We start from the raw sequence: 13,621 nt of genomic DNA on the forward strand, positions 1-13,621 counted from the left end.
CGCCGTCGTCCCCACGCGCGTTGACGTCCCGCTCACGGATCTCCTCGTACGAAGACCGTGAAAACAGTGCAACTCATCGCGTCAACCAACAAAAGGCGTGGTAGCCGTTTTTCACTCGAACGTGTTGGAGTCCGCCCGCGGCTCCGCATCGCGCGGACCAGGCTCCAGCGGCGCGCCGGTGCGTGGGAGCATGGGAGGGTGACTCCCACCTTCGACGACCGGAACCGCGTGGCGACCCCCGTCCTCGACATCGCGTACGAACAGGCGGGTGAGCGTACCCCGGGTGCGGGGGTGCCGGTGATCCTGCTGCACGGCTTCCCTTACGACGTCCGGGCGTTCGACGAGGTCGCGGCCCGGTTGGCGGCGCGCGGCAGGTTCGTCCTGGCGCCGTACCTGAGGGGCTTCGGGCCGACCGCGTTCCGGCACGCGGAGACGATGCGCAGCGGGCAGCAGGCCGCGCTCGGGCAGGATCTGCTGGACTTCATGGACGCGCTGGGCATCGAGCGGGCCGTGGTCGCCGGCTACGACTGGGGCGGGCGCGCGGCCTGCGTGGCGGCAGCCGCCTGGCCGGAGCGGATCCAGGGGCTGGTGACCGCGGGCGGCTACACCATCCAGGACATCGCCCGCGCGATGGAGCCCGCCGCGCCGGAGGCCGAGCACAACTACTGGTACCAGTACTACTTCCACTCGGAACGTGGCCGCAGGGGGCTGGAGCGGAACCGTGAGGAGCTGTGCGGGCTGCTGTGGCGCCTGTGGTCGCCGACCTGGCGGCAGGCCGGGGAGGCGTTCGCCGCGTCGGCGGCCAGCCTGCACAACCCGGACTTCGTCGACGTGGCGATCCACTCCTACCGGCACCGGTACGGCCTGGTGGCCGGAGACCCGCGCCACCAGGCGCTGGAGGACCTGCTCGCCGGACGGCCGCGGATCACGGTGCCCACGGTCGTGCTCGTCAGCGGCGCCAACGGTGTGATCGCGCCCGCCGACCAGCGGGGCACCGAGCACTTCACCGGCCCGTGCGACCTGAGGACTCTGCCCGGGATCGGCCACAACGTACCGCAGGAGGCACCGGAGGCATTCGCCGAGGCGATCCTGAGCCTGCCCTCCTGACGCGCCGGGCCGCCGCTCCGTCGTGGGCGTGTACCCGCTGCCACGGCGGTGCGGGCACCCGGTTCCGTCACCCCTGACGGTCCACCGACGCCGCAGCCGTCAACGGGGCGAAGACATGCCGCAGATCGAGCACGGCGTCGGCGCCCATCACCCACGCCAGCGGGGCGTAGCGCGTCGTGATCCCGGCCGGCGGCTGGAGCAGCGGGTCGCCGGCGGTGTCCTGGGGCCATTCGACGGTGCCGGTGAGGGTACGCGCCGGGACGAGCCAGTGGTCGCCGGTGCGGTAGGTGCCGCCGGGTTCGAACCACACCTGGACACCGTCCTCCAGGTCGGTCCAGGCGCCCTCGGTGATCGGCGGGGCGCCGTCCTCCGCCCCGGTCGCGGGGTGGTCCCAGCGGCGCAGGAACGGATGGCGGGCGGCGAGCCGTCCCACCCCGGGCGCCGGCTCGCCGGACAGCCGCACCCGGCGCCCGGGCAGGTCCACCTCCTCCACCCGCGACAGCGGGAACGCCTCCAAGCGGCTGACGGTGGCGGAGTCGGCCACCTCCACCAGGTCGCCGGGGTCGAGGGTGAGCCTGTCGTCGTCGCCGAGCGTGGCCAGGTCCACCCAGGTGCCCTCGACGGCGGTGACCGGGAAGACCACGCTGCCGTTCTCCCGCGACCACATGAAGGAGGCCCCCTCGGCCGCCGTGCCACCACGGTGGACCTCGATCCGGTGGAGCTGGTTCTCCGGCCCCCGGTAGGCGGCGTCCGGACGGGCCAGGCACGGCTCGTCGTCCGCGCCGTCCGGGCGGCGGGTGCGCACCGCCAGCCGGCCCCCCGCCCGCTGACGGGGCCGCGCCCAGGCGTCGAAGGCGGCCCGCACGGTCTCCGCGCCGCCGTCCGGCACCGGCAGCTCACCGGCGTCCAACGGCAGCACCTGCCACACCACCTTGCGCCACACCACCGTGTCCGGCAGCGCCGCGCCCAGCGCCACCTCCCGGATCGCCGGGTCCTCCACCGCGCTCACCGAGCGCTCCCACACCTTGAGGTGGGCCAGGAACGGGAACCGGTCGGGCAGCCGGTCACCGGCGCGTTCCGGATCGCGGTAGGCGTCCGGCTGGTCCCAGTACGTCCATCCGGCGGGCGGCGGCGGAACCGAGGGGTCCGGGGCGTCGGCGTCCCGCGCCGCCGCGTCGTCCGGGGGCACCGCGGTCCCGGGCGTCGGGCGGGTGGCGTCGCACAGGATGCCGTCCACGTAGTAACGGCCGCCGCCGATGGCCAGGTCGGCGAGGTCGTGGTGTCCGGCCCGGTAGCCGATGGCGAAGCCGGCCGCGCCGGCCGGTCCGCCGTGCCGCCCGATGAGGTCGGCGGCGAGGGTGCGGGCGCGGTGCAGTTCGATCGCCGCCCGCTCGTTGGCGTCGGCGTCCGGTAGTTCGCGTTCCAGCAGCAGCGCCAGGTCGGTCACGGTGGCTGGCGCGGTGCCGGTCCTGGACCGGCTGGGTGAGGTCTGGCAGCCCGCGGCGAACGGCTTGGAGACCGTACCCACCGGGTCCGGCCGCTGCGGGACGAGGAACTTCCCCCCGGGCCGAAGGCCGTGCCGCAGTTGCCCACCGTCTCCACGAAGTCCGGCCGGTCGGGGCGGGCCGACGCCCGGTGAACAGCTCCAAGGCGCTGCCCGGAGCGTGATCCTCGGCCGTGGCCGAGCGCGTCTCCTTCCCGCCGGCCGTACGCCGTCAGCCGCCTTCGGGCAGCGAGGAGTAGTCCACCGGCGTCGGTGCCGCGGCCTTCGGCTGGTAGGACGGCGGCCGGGCCGCCCCCAGGAACCAGCCCCAGCGGCGGCCGAGCCGCGCCTCCAGGTACCGGAAGACGGCGTAGTACACCGTCCCGAACCCGGTGGTCAGCGCGGAGGAGACGGTGGCGTCGTCGATGCGCACCCCGAGCCTGGCGGCCTGGACGGCCAGGAACGCCACGACGTACGGCACGCAGGTGCGCCACAGGGACAAGGCGAGTTGATACATGAGCCCTCCGTATCGCAACGGACCGGCGGCCGGTCAGCGCACGGTGAAGCCGTGCGCCCGGCCGAGCCGGGTGAGGGATTCGGTGCCGGGGATGCCGTCGGCCATCTGCCCGGAGTAGCCGTAGCGCCGCTGAAGCTCCGCATAGGCTGTGATCGTCCTGGTGCCGAACGAGCCGTCGGCCCACTCGCGGTCCAGCAACCCCTCGTCGACCAGGGCGAGTTCCACCGTGAAGACATCGTCCGGGTGGCTGGTGGCACCCTGCGGCGCCCCGGGGTCGTGGTGCGCGGCGGCCACCACGTCGGCGTGCGAGACGGACGCCAGCGGGATCGGCCCGCCGAAGAGTTGGCGCAGCGACGTCTCGCCCGGTATGCCGTCCGCGTCCGCCCCCCGGTACCCCAGACTGCGCTGGAAATCGGCGTAGTTGAGGGTGTCGGCCTGCGTCCAGTCGGGGCCCGGGCCCGCGCTGTAGTGGCTGCCGAAGCCGGCCGCGACCAGGGCCCGGCCGACCGCGGTGACGTGCGCCCCCCGTGCCCCGTCCCCGTACCGGAGCCCGCCGATCACCACGGAGCGGCCGGCCGGCGGTGTCGGACCGGAGGGCGGCGCCGGGGTGCCCGAACCGGCCGGACGCGGCGCCCCCGCCCGCACCCACGCGTAGAGCGTGTCACCCGGGCACTCGGTGGCGTAGCCGTCCCGGTGCCCCTTGATCTCGTCGCCGGCCGGGCCGTCCTGGCGGCAGAGTTCGATGGCGTCGCGCAACCCGTTGAGCTGGTCGTCGGTGGGACGGGTGTCGCCTTCGGAGCCGACCAGTCCGCACACCGCGTAGTGCGCCTCGTTGAGCGGCACGTCACCGTTGGCGCTGTTGCGGCGCTTCAGGCCGCGCCCCTCGAAGACGTATCCGTGCTCGCACACCACGAAGCTGTACCCGATGTCGGACCAGCCGTCCACGTCCATGTGCGAGTCCTGGATCCTGCGGACGTAGGCCGGGCACGTGTCGTGGGCACCGAAGGTGTACCGGGTGCCGAGGTAGTGGATCTTCACCCCGGCCCGCGGACCGGCGTAGGGGATCGACCCGTTGGGCTCCCGCCACGGCCGCGCCCCCCACTCCTGCCGGGTCACCAGGCGCAGCCCCGACCAGGGCTTGGGGGCGGGCGTCGGGGGCGGGGCGGGGGTCGGCGTGGGTGTGGTGCGGTGTCCGGCCCAGGCGCGCAGTTCGTCCAGGGTGCCGTGGTAGACGTCGGTGTCCAGCGGGGTGTCGGTGTACTGGTGGAACGTCCAGGTGGCACGGATGCGTGGTGCGCCGGCCGGTACGTAGTCGGCGATCCAGAGGAAGTCACCGGCGTTGTCGTCGGTGCGCAGCCAGTAGTCCCGGTTGGTGTAGAGCCCCACCCGGTTGTGCGGGTAGCGCTTCTTGACCGCCGTCAGCCACTGGTTCTTCACCGCGGTGGCATGGGTGTCGGAGACCCCCTGCCCGTACGGTTCGAAGTCGAGCACCAGCAGCTCACCGGCGGGCACCGTGCCGACCACCCGGCAGAAGTGGTCGATCTCGCCCTGCACCGGGTTCTCCGCGTGCAGGAAGTGGTAGTGCCCGGTCACCAGGCCGCGACGGCGGGCCTCCGCCAACTTGTTCCGGTACCCGGCCTGCTCGGTACGGGCGCCCTCGGTGGCCTTGATGAACACGAACTGCGCGTCGCCCGGTATCCCCGACTGGTAGTCGGACACGTCGTAGCCTTTTGCGTTCGCCATGGTGTCGCCTCCCCCTTGATCCCCCGTGGCGGGAGTGTCCCCGTGGTGATGGCACCGGTGACGGCCGGTCACGGGGTGGCGTGGATAGGAGATACCCATTCCACGCCGCCGTTACCGGAGGCGCCTGGTTGTTCGCAGTTCCCTCACACGCGGCGGATCGGCCCGATGCGAGGACGGCGACCGTGCGGCGTTGGCAAGATGTCCCCATGGCGGACACCGCGGCGATCTACGGGTTGGTCGGGGCGATAGGCGGGGCCCTGCTGGGGGCCGGAGCGGCTGTCGCCGTGCCTGTGCTTCAGAACAGAAGCGCGGCGCGCGCTCGCCGTTGGACGCTGGCGGAGGCCGAGATCACCCGACTGGTCAAGATCCGGAGCGGCGTCCGTGCGGTGCTCCAGCTCCAGGCTGAAGCCGTCGACGCGCTGGCGGCCGGACGGGAAGTGGCGGCCGACGGTTTCGCGGCCGCCATGTCCACTGCCTTCTCCGACCTGCGGAAGGCGGCGGACGACGCTCTCATCGACGGCCTCGTGATCCCGCAGTCCGGGGGCGGTGACCTCCCGGCCTACGGATGGAGTCCGCCGAGCGGCGGGGGTCGGATCGGCACGCGAGGACGGCTCCACCAGGAAACGATCACATCTCCGATCGTGGTGACCATGCAACGCCTCAACGACGACATCCGCTCCGCCTTGGACTCTGCTTCGGAAGGGGTCTCCGCCGCGACCGTCGACAGCCTGCGGGGCCAGGTCGAAGAAGTCGAGCGTCTCCGCGCCGAACTGATCTCGTTGCTCCTGGACCGCGTCGAGACGGCGCGAGGTCGCACCGGCGCACCCCGCGACACCGACACCGCCTGAGACCGCATCACCGCCCCCGGGCGGCGGCGAGACCGCCGCAGCTCGCAAGAGACCGACACCATCACCTCCTTCCCGTATGAACCGCCCGTGCCGCAAGCGCTTTCGCGTCACGCGCAATCCGTTCGCCGTCCGCGCACAACCGTTCCGCCGGTGCCGTGGCGGCGCCGAGACTCGTGCCCATGAAGCTTCTCGTGATCGGTGGATCGGTGTTCGTCGGGCGTGCCTTCGCGGTGGAAGGGGTGCGCCGCGGCTGGGAGGTGACCGTCTTCAACCGGGGCCGTTCCCAGGCCGACCCGCCCGGCGTCCGTGTCCTGCGCGGGGACCGCACGGACGCGGCCGACCTCGCCGCGATGGCCGCCGCCGGGCCCTACGACGCGGTGGTGGACGTGTGCGGGTACGTGCCGCGTGAGGTGGGGAAGTCGGCCGCCGCGTTGGCCGGGCACGCGGACGCCTACCTGTTCGTCTCCACCATCAACGTCTACCCCGGCTACCCCGCGCTGCCGACCGACGAGTCCTCCCCGCGCCAGGGCGGCACCGCCGACGCCGGGCCGGAGGACGGTGACTACGGCTGGCTCAAGGACGGTTGCGAGAAGGCGGTACGGCAGGCCTTCCCCGGACGGGTCGTGGTGCTCCAGCCGGGTCTGATCGTCGGGCCGCACGACCGCGCCCGGCGCACGGCGGCCTGGCTGCGCCGCGCCGCGCTCGGCGGCCCGATGGCCGTCCCCGGCACCCCGGACCGGCCGCTGCGGGTCATCGACGTGCGCGACCTCGCCGCCTTCGGCCTCGACCTGCTCGCCGGCGCGCCGAAGGACGAGGTCGAGGACTACATGGTGCCCGGCGCGCCGGACAACGGGAACTGGGGCGACTACCTGGACGCCTGCGTCGCCGCCACCGGGAACCGGGCCGAGCTGGTCTACGTCGACGACCGGCACTTCGTCGACCACGGGGTCGAACCGTGGACGGAACTCCCGCTCTGGCTGCCGCCGGCCCCGCAGACCGCCGCCGTCTGGACGGCCTCGTGCGCGAAGGCGCTCGCCGCCGGCCTGCGCTGCCGCCCGGTCACCGATTCGGTTCGCGACACAGCCGCCTGGCTGTTCGCGCCCGGCGGCGAACAGGAAGCCTTCGAAGACTACAAGCACTTCACCCAGTGGACGCCGTTCCTCTCACCCGACAAGGAGCGGGCGATCCTCGCCGCCCACGCGACCGAGCAGTCCCGCACCAGGTGAACGCCGGCGCGGTCGAGCTGGATCCGGCACGAGTGGTCCGGCTTCGGACGTCGGGTACGGGAGGGCGTCGCCCACCTCGCGCACGCCACCGTCGTCTGCACGTGACCGCGGCCCGCAGCGGTACGCGTGGGCACGACGGTCTCCGTACCCCCCGTACCGACGGATCTTCCGACGGCGGCAGCCAATCGGAGCGCTCTGGCACCTTACCGGTTAAGTAGCCCGCGTCAACACCGCTGGAACGCAAGCGCGGCGCAAGGAATGCGGGCCGCAGATCTGTCATGTCACCGTCTGCTTCGCTACGGTGAGCCCCGGCAGCCAGGAGGAGCGCATCCACCGCCATGGACCACCGGGTCCGAAGGAGGGTTCGATGAGCTCCCGTACCATCCTCGCCGTCGCCGCGGCGGGCACGGCCGCCCTCGCGGCCACACTCGTACCGGCGGCGGCACCGGCCGCCGCCAACACCGCGCCCGGTTCCGCGGCAACCGGCATCGCCTGCTCCGTCGACTACCGGACCAGCGACTGGGGCGGCGGCTTCACGGCCGGCGTCACCATCACGGACACCGGCACCACCGCCATCAGCGGCTGGACGCTGACCTACGCCTACAGCGGCGACCAGACCCTTCAGAACGGCTGGAACGGCACCTGGTCCCAGTCCGGCAAGAACATCACGGTGACCAACCCGGCCTGGGCCCCCACCATCGCGGCCGGCGGCAACTACGCCACCAGCGCGAACTTCAGCTACTCCGGCCCCAACACCGCCCCCACCGCCTTCGCCGTCAACGGAACCCCCTGCGGCGGGACCGCGCCCTCGGCGGGCGCGCCCCAACTCCATGTGTCCGGGAACCAACTCGCCGACTCCAGCGGCAAGACGATCACCCTCCACGGGGTCAACCGCTCCGGCGCCGAGTTCTCCTGCGTCCAGGGAACCGGCATCTTCGACGGACCGACCGACCAGACCTCCGTCACGGCGATGACCTCCTGGCACATCAGCGCGGTCCGCGTACCACTGAACGAGGACTGCTGGCTGGGCCTGCCCGACGTCAACTCCGCCTACGCGGGCGGCAATTACATCAACGCCGTCAAGTCGTACGTCTCGCTGCTGGAACGCAACGGCCTCGACGTCATCCTGGACCTGCACTGGACCGACGGCGTCTACACCGGCCCCTCCTCCGGCTGCTCGTCCACCACCGCGACCTGCCAGAAACCCATGCCCGACGCCGCCGAGGCCGTCCCCTTCTGGACCTCGGTCGCCAACGCCTTCAAGGGCGACGACGCGGTACTGTTCGACCTGTTCAACGAGCCCTACCCGGAACGCGCGACCGGGAGCGAGGCGAGCGGCTGGAACTGCTGGCTCGACGGCGGCACCTGCCCCGGCATCGGCTACCAGGTGGCGGGCATGCAGACCCTGGTCGACGCCGTCCGCGGCACCGGCGCGGACAACGTCGTCATGCTCGGCGGCCTGGCCTACGCCAACGACCTGACCTCCTGGCTCGACCACGAACCCACCGACCCGGACCACAACCTGGTCGCCTCCTGGCACTCGTACAACTTCAACTCCTGCGCCGACGACACCTGCTGGGCCGACCAGATCGCACCGGTCGCCGCCCGGGTCCCGCTGGTGACCGGCGAGCTCGGGGAGAACGACTGCGGAACCGGCTACCTCGGCTCACTGCTTCCCTGGCTCGACACCCACGGCGTCTCCTACCTGGCGTGGACCTGGAACACCTGGGACTGCTCCTCCGGGCCCGCGCTCATCAGCGACTACGACGGCACCGCCACCGCATACGGGGCCGGCTACAAGGCACACCTCGCCGCGCTCGCGGGGTGAAGCGGTTAAGCGGTCGCGCCTCCACGAGACGACCAGGGCCCCGAGCCCGCGTCCCAAGTCCCCCGGTGCGTCAGGAGGATCACCCTGCCGGGAGAATGGCGGCGGATCCACGACCGCCGCTGGGTGGGTCGTGTTCTCTACAAGGGAGATGTATCTCGTGGTATCCGCTGTGACCTCGTCCCGTGGGACGGTCGGCGCCGGGACGCCGGCCGTCGAGGCCGTATCCGCCGCCCCCGCCGGGGAACGCATATCCGCCGGCCGCAAGCGCAGGCTCGGGGCCGCCGCGCTGGCCGGCGGGCTGCTGCTGAGCGCCGTTTCCACCGCCACCGCCCAAGCCGCCCCGGCCCGGTCCGCCGCGGCGACCGCCACCCCGGCCCCCACTGTCTCCGCCAAGGGCGCCTACCTCCTCGACCGGACCACGGGCAAGGCGCTGTTCGCCAAGGACGCCGGCACCAGCCGGCAGATGGCCAGCACCACGAAGGTCATGACCGCCACCGTGGTGCTCGGCCGGCCCAAGCTCGACCTGAAGCGCCTGGTGACCGTCAAGCAGACCTACCGTGACTACGTGACCCAGGTCGGCGGGAGCACTGCGGACCTGCGCACCGGTGACAAGCTCACCGTCGGGCAGCTGCTGTACGCCCTGATGCTCCCCTCCGGCTGTGACGCCGCCTACGCGCTGGCCGACACCTACGGCACCGGTTCGACCACCGCCGCCCGCGTGAAGTCGTTCATCGGCATGATGAACACCAAGGCCCGCGAACTGGGCCTGAAGAACACGCACTACGACTCCTTCGACGGCATCTCCTCCAAGGGCGCCAACTACACCACGCCCCGCGACTCCGCCGTCCTGGCCGGCAAGGCACTGGGCTACGGCACGCTGCGGACCGTCGTCGGGAGCGCCAAGACCGTGCAGAAGGCCACCAACGGCCGCACCTACACCTGGTACAACACCAACCGGCTGCTCGGTTCCTACCAGGGCGCGATCGGCGTGAAGACCGGCACCGGCACCGCGGCCGGGCCCTGCCTGGTCTTCGCCGCCGTCCGGGGCGGACACACCGTGATCGGCGTACTGCTGAACGACGCCTCCCGCTACGACGACGCCGTCAAGATGCTCAACTACGCCTTCCACGTACCGACCGCGAAGACCGCCCCGATGCGACTGCGGGTGCTGCCCGCCGGTGCGCAGCGGGACTGACCGTGAGAATGTGACGTGGTGACGCCGCTGGTGGGTCCGTCCCGGCGACTGCCTGACGTCCCCGACGGCCCTGTCACGGATGTGGCGGCCTGCCGGGCGTCACCACCGTCACCGTGGGCCGGGGGAGCGCGGCTGAACTGGTCAGCCGAACGGCGGTGTTGACACCGAAGGTGGCGCCCCCGGTGGTGTCAGCCGCGTCCCATGGTGTCGTCGAGCCAGTCGTAGATGCGGGCGTAGGCCAGGCGTTGGGCGCCGGCGTGGCAGTGGGCGTCGGCGGCGTCGGCGGCGGTGAACTCCAGCAGTGTTTTGGGGCAGGTCAGGTGCTCGTGGAGGAGTTCGGGCTGGCCTTTGAAGAATCCGTCGTCGGCGGCGGCGCAGACCAGGGTCGGGCAGGTGATCTTCTCGGCGATGCCGTCGCGCAGGTTGTAGTCGAGGAAGGCGGCGCCGAACGCGCGGGGGGTGTCGGCGCCCATGACGTACATGCCGTTCTCCATGGCCCACCGCTGCACCGGGTTGGTGGCCATGGCCGCCTGAAGGGCCGCGTCGAGTTCGGGGTCGTGGGCGGCGCGCAGTCGTCGTTCGGCCTCGGCGCGGTCGCCGGGGATGCCGGAGGTGACCATGGTGCCCAGGTCGTAGACGCCGTCGACGGCGATGAGGGCGGCGACGCGGTGGTCGAAGGCGGCGGCGCGCGGGGCGAGTACGCCGCCCATGCTGTTGCCGAGCAGGGCGATCCGGGCCGGGTCCACTTCCGGGTAGGTGAGGGCGTGGTCGAGGACGGGGCCGACCACGTTCTCCCAGTCGGGGCGGAAGACCAGGCCCTGGTGGTGGCGGGTGCCGGGCTGTCCGGGCCCGTCGAAGGACAGGACGTTGTAGCCGCGTTCGACCGCCGCCGCGGCTCCGGCGAAGTGCATCTCCTCGGCCGACCCGTCGAACCCGTTGAACATGACCACGGTCGGCCGGGGGATGCCCGAGTCGTCGGCCCGGTAGAGGTAGCCGGGCAGGGTGGTGTCCTCGTAGGGGATCCGCACCGGTTCGATGGCCGGGGTGAAGAGCGCGGCGGCCTGGCGGAAGCAGGCCACCTGGGCGTCGTAGGCGCGGTTGGCGCGGGGGTCGGCGGGGTTGCCGTGCAGGAAGAACTCGGCGCTGCGGTAGTAGTTCGAGGCCCGCAGGAAGGCGTCGCGTGCGCTGATCCGGTGGCCGCCGGCCAGCGCGGTGCGGGCCTCGCCCGCCACCCGCTCCGCGGTGGCCAGCCACTCGTCGTGCCAGCTGTCGTAGTCCCCGGCGGTGATGCGCCGGGCCGTCGTCGCGACCTCGGCGAAGTCGCCGCCGCCGTAGGGGATGTGTCCGAACATCCGCAGCGTCTCGTACCAGAACGTGGGGTCGTCCGGGAAGAACAGCGGCTCCATGGCTCCTCCTAAAGCAGCTGGTTACTGCGTTTGATGGAACCGTAGAGCCGGAGAAGGGCAAACGCAAGTCGTGGCTGCGTTAAGGTGGAGGCATGACCGAAGAACGAGAACGGGCCCGGCGGCCCGGCGGACGCAGCGCCCGCGTCCGCGCGGCGGTGCACCAGGCCGTCACCGACCTGGTCGCCGAGCGCGGCTACGGCAACTTCACCGTGGGGGACGTCGCGGCCCGCGCGGGCGTGGCCGACACGAGCATCTACCGCCGCTGGGGCAACCTCGAAGCGCTGACCCAGGACGTGGCGATCACCCGGCTGACCGAGCAGTCGCCGATCCCCGACACCGGAAGCCTCGAAGGCGACCTGCGCGACTACGCGGCCAAGGTGGCCCGGGACGTCAGCGGACCCGACGGCCCCGCGGTGCTGAGCCTGGTCGTCGCGCTCTCCACGGCGGGCCCGGACGGCGCGCGGGCCCGCGACGACTTCCTCGCCGAGCGCACCCGCCAGCTCCAGGTCATGCTGGACCGCGCCCGTGACCGTGGCGAACAGCCACCGGACACCCTGGCCGTCCTCGACCACATCCTCGCCCCGATGTACGTGCGCGTCCTGTTCGGAGCCGGCCCGCTCGACCCCGACTACGCCGACACCCTCGTCGACCACCTACTGGCCCTCCACGCGGCCCCGCCCCCCGCGCCGTAACCGAAACCCACCGGCCCCCGACGTACCGCCTCGGCGGGAGGCGCCGCCCGGTCCGACCTCGCGGATTCGTCCGAGCAAGCGCCGTGGTTGTTGTGCTCGGCCCCGTCGGCAAGCGGCGGGGTCGGCCGGGGCGGCGGCATGACAGCACGTGCCCTCGGCATACCTCGTCCGCGCCCATGACCGGGGCACCCGCTGCGGCTGCGGCGCGAGTTCGCCCGCCGGGCCGGCGGCGTCGTCGAACCCGACGCCGGTCAACACCGTTCCTCTTCACGGGTGTTCGGCGCCGCCCTGCCCGTCGAACCGCCGTGGCCGGGGGTGGTTGGGGCCCGGCCGGCGGGGCTCCCTTACCGTCGTGCCTGCGTGGGCAGGGTGAGGATCTCCGCTCCGGTGTCGGTGATGGCGATGGTGTGTTCGCTGTGCGCGGTCCGGCAGCCCGTGGCGCTGCGCAGCGTCCAGCCGTCGGCGTCGGTGACGAGGGTGGCGGTGTCGGCCATGATCCAGGGTTCCAGGGCGAGCAGCAGTCCGGGGCGCAGTTGGTATCCGCGGCCGGGCCGACCGGTGTTGGCGACGTGCGGGTCCTGGTGCATGGTCGAGCCGATGCCGTGGCCGCCGAACTCGGTGTTGATCGGGTAGCCCGCCTCGCTGAGGACCGTGCCTATGGCGTGGGAGAGGTCGCCGATGCGTGCCCCGGGCTTGGCGGCGGCGATACCGGCGGCGAGTGCGCGTTCGGTCGTCTCGATCAGCGCGACGCTCTGGGCCGGCCTGGCCGTGCCCACCAGAAAGCTGATCGCGGCGTCGGCGGCCACCCCGTTCCTGGACACGGCGAGGTCGAGGGTGAGCAGATCGCCGTCCGCCAGCGTGTAGTGGTGGGGCCGCCCGTGGAGCACCGCGTCGTTGACGGCCGTGCAGATGTAGTGCCCGAACGGGCCGCGTCCGAAGGACGGCGCGTAGTCGACGTAGCAGGACTGCGCCCCCGCCTCGGTGATCATCTCCTTGGCCCACTGGTCGATGTCCAGCAGGTTCGTCCCGACCGTGCTGCGCTGCTTCAGCGTGTGCAGGATGTGCCCGACCAGGGCGCCGGTGTCCCTGGCCCGCTCCAGCCGCGCGGCGTTCAGGATCTCGATCATGGGGGACCTCTCAGGTATGTCCAATAACTATCCCGGGCTAACTGTACCGGTATTAGAATGGGGTCATGGTCAGGTTGCCGCTCACCCCCGCCGAGGTCGAACGTGGAGAGCGCCTCGGCGCCCTGCTCCGCCGGGCCCGGGGCCGCCGCTCGATGCTGGACGTGGCGCTCGCATCGGGCATCTCGCCGGAAACGCTGCGCAAGATCGAATCCGGTCGTGTGGCCACCCCCGCCTTCCCGACCATCGCGGCGATCGCCGACACCCTCGGCCTGTCCCTCGACGCCCTCTGGGCCGAGATCAGCCGGACGGAGCGAACCGCCGAGGATCAGCCGGTCCCGCCCGTCGCACTGCGCCCGTCGCTGGTGTCATAACACCGCACGCGGAAAGTCAGCGGTGCCTGCGCGCACGCTGGTCACCTTCCAGCGACCAGGCGGTCGCGGGCCGGCCGT

At 72.3% G+C, this 13,621-nt stretch carries 12 protein-coding genes; 7 read left to right on the forward strand and 5 right to left on the reverse strand.

Annotated elements, in window-relative coordinates; all coding sequences use genetic code 11:
• The first annotated feature begins 198 nt into the window (after positions 1–198).
• Positions 199–1,107 carry an alpha/beta fold hydrolase gene (locus tag SCATT_RS35185; protein WP_014150546.1) on the forward strand — a complete coding sequence of 303 codons (909 nt, stop codon included), beginning with the start codon at positions 199–201 and terminating at the stop codon, positions 1,105–1,107.
• Positions 1,108–1,174: 67 nt separating this feature from the next.
• Here SCATT_RS35185 and SCATT_RS35190 read toward each other — a convergent pair whose 3' ends face one another.
• The 3 genes from SCATT_RS35190 to SCATT_RS35790 form a co-directional block, all read right to left on the reverse strand.
• Positions 1,175–2,554, reverse strand: coding sequence for a DUF6519 domain-containing protein (locus tag SCATT_RS35190; RefSeq protein ID WP_231904883.1), 1,380 nt, complete (start codon positions 2,552–2,554; stop codon positions 1,175–1,177).
• 268 nt (positions 2,555–2,822) lie between these two features.
• Complete coding sequence (locus tag SCATT_RS35195; protein WP_014150544.1) at positions 2,823–3,107, reverse strand: hypothetical protein; 285 nt, start codon at positions 3,105–3,107, stop codon at positions 2,823–2,825.
• 33 nt (positions 3,108–3,140) lie between these two features.
• A complete protein-coding gene (locus SCATT_RS35790) occupies positions 3,141–4,850 on the reverse strand; it encodes a peptidoglycan-binding protein (protein ID WP_014150543.1) in 1,710 nt (569 codons plus the stop codon).
• Between the two features lie 206 nt (positions 4,851–5,056).
• Here SCATT_RS35790 and SCATT_RS35205 point away from each other — a divergent pair, with 206 nt between their 5' ends.
• The 4 genes from SCATT_RS35205 (at position 5,057) to SCATT_RS35220 (ending at position 9,947) form a co-directional block, all read left to right on the forward strand.
• A complete protein-coding gene (locus SCATT_RS35205; protein WP_014150542.1) occupies positions 5,057–5,698 on the forward strand; it encodes a hypothetical protein in 642 nt (213 codons plus the stop codon).
• Positions 5,699–5,877: 179 nt separating this feature from the next.
• Entirely contained in the window at positions 5,878–6,924 is a 1,047-nt protein-coding gene (locus SCATT_RS35210; RefSeq protein ID WP_014150541.1) for an NAD-dependent epimerase/dehydratase family protein, read from the forward strand.
• Between the two features lie 367 nt (positions 6,925–7,291).
• On the forward strand, positions 7,292–8,752 hold the full coding sequence (locus SCATT_RS35215; RefSeq protein WP_014150540.1) for a cellulase family glycosylhydrolase: 1,461 nt from the start codon (positions 7,292–7,294) through the stop codon (positions 8,750–8,752).
• Between the two features lie 157 nt (positions 8,753–8,909).
• Positions 8,910–9,947: a D-alanyl-D-alanine carboxypeptidase family protein gene (locus SCATT_RS35220; protein WP_014150539.1), complete on the forward strand. Its 1,038-nt coding sequence runs from the start codon at positions 8,910–8,912 to the stop codon at positions 9,945–9,947.
• Between the two features lie 188 nt (positions 9,948–10,135).
• Here the strand turns inward: SCATT_RS35220 and SCATT_RS35225 are convergent, their stop codons facing one another.
• On the reverse strand, positions 10,136–11,353 hold the full coding sequence (locus SCATT_RS35225; RefSeq protein WP_014150538.1) for an alpha/beta hydrolase family protein: 1,218 nt from the start codon (positions 11,351–11,353) through the stop codon (positions 10,136–10,138).
• 92 nt (positions 11,354–11,445) lie between these two features.
• Here SCATT_RS35225 and SCATT_RS35230 point away from each other — a divergent pair, with 92 nt between their 5' ends.
• A complete protein-coding gene (locus SCATT_RS35230) occupies positions 11,446–12,045 on the forward strand; it encodes a TetR/AcrR family transcriptional regulator (RefSeq protein WP_014150537.1) in 600 nt (199 codons plus the stop codon).
• 344 nt (positions 12,046–12,389) lie between these two features.
• Here SCATT_RS35230 and map read toward each other — a convergent pair whose 3' ends face one another.
• The gene (gene map / locus SCATT_RS35235; RefSeq protein WP_014150536.1) at positions 12,390–13,172 is read right to left on the reverse strand and encodes a type I methionyl aminopeptidase; all 783 of its coding nucleotides are present in this window, start codon (positions 13,170–13,172) and stop codon (positions 12,390–12,392) included.
• 65 nt (positions 13,173–13,237) lie between these two features.
• Between map and SCATT_RS35240 the strand changes: the two genes are divergently transcribed.
• Positions 13,238–13,543, forward strand: a complete 306-nt coding sequence (locus SCATT_RS35240) for a helix-turn-helix domain-containing protein (RefSeq protein WP_014150535.1) — start codon at positions 13,238–13,240, stop codon at positions 13,541–13,543.
• Positions 13,544–13,621: the final 78 nt, after the last annotated feature.

It is taken from the genome of Streptantibioticus cattleyicolor NRRL 8057 = DSM 46488 (assembly GCF_000240165.1).
GTDB lineage: Bacteria > Actinomycetota > Actinomycetes > Streptomycetales > Streptomycetaceae > Streptantibioticus > Streptantibioticus cattleyicolor.

Coding starts and splice junctions, on each gene's coding strand:
- SCATT_RS35205 (WP_014150542.1), top strand. CDS start 5,057: ATGGCGGACACCGCGGCGATCTACGGGTTGGTCGGGGCGATAGGCGGG.
- SCATT_RS35225 (WP_014150538.1), bottom strand. CDS start 11,353: ATGGAGCCGCTGTTCTTCCCGGACGACCCCACGTTCTGGTACGAGACG.
- SCATT_RS35210 (WP_014150541.1), top strand. CDS start 5,878: ATGAAGCTTCTCGTGATCGGTGGATCGGTGTTCGTCGGGCGTGCCTTC.
- SCATT_RS35215 (WP_014150540.1), top strand. CDS start 7,292: ATGAGCTCCCGTACCATCCTCGCCGTCGCCGCGGCGGGCACGGCCGCC.
- SCATT_RS35195 (WP_014150544.1), bottom strand. CDS start 3,107: ATGTATCAACTCGCCTTGTCCCTGTGGCGCACCTGCGTGCCGTACGTC.
- SCATT_RS35790 (WP_014150543.1), bottom strand. CDS start 4,850: ATGGCGAACGCAAAAGGCTACGACGTGTCCGACTACCAGTCGGGGATA.
- SCATT_RS35240 (WP_014150535.1), top strand. CDS start 13,238: ATGGTCAGGTTGCCGCTCACCCCCGCCGAGGTCGAACGTGGAGAGCGC.
- map (WP_014150536.1), bottom strand. CDS start 13,172: ATGATCGAGATCCTGAACGCCGCGCGGCTGGAGCGGGCCAGGGACACC.
- SCATT_RS35230 (WP_014150537.1), top strand. CDS start 11,446: ATGACCGAAGAACGAGAACGGGCCCGGCGGCCCGGCGGACGCAGCGCC.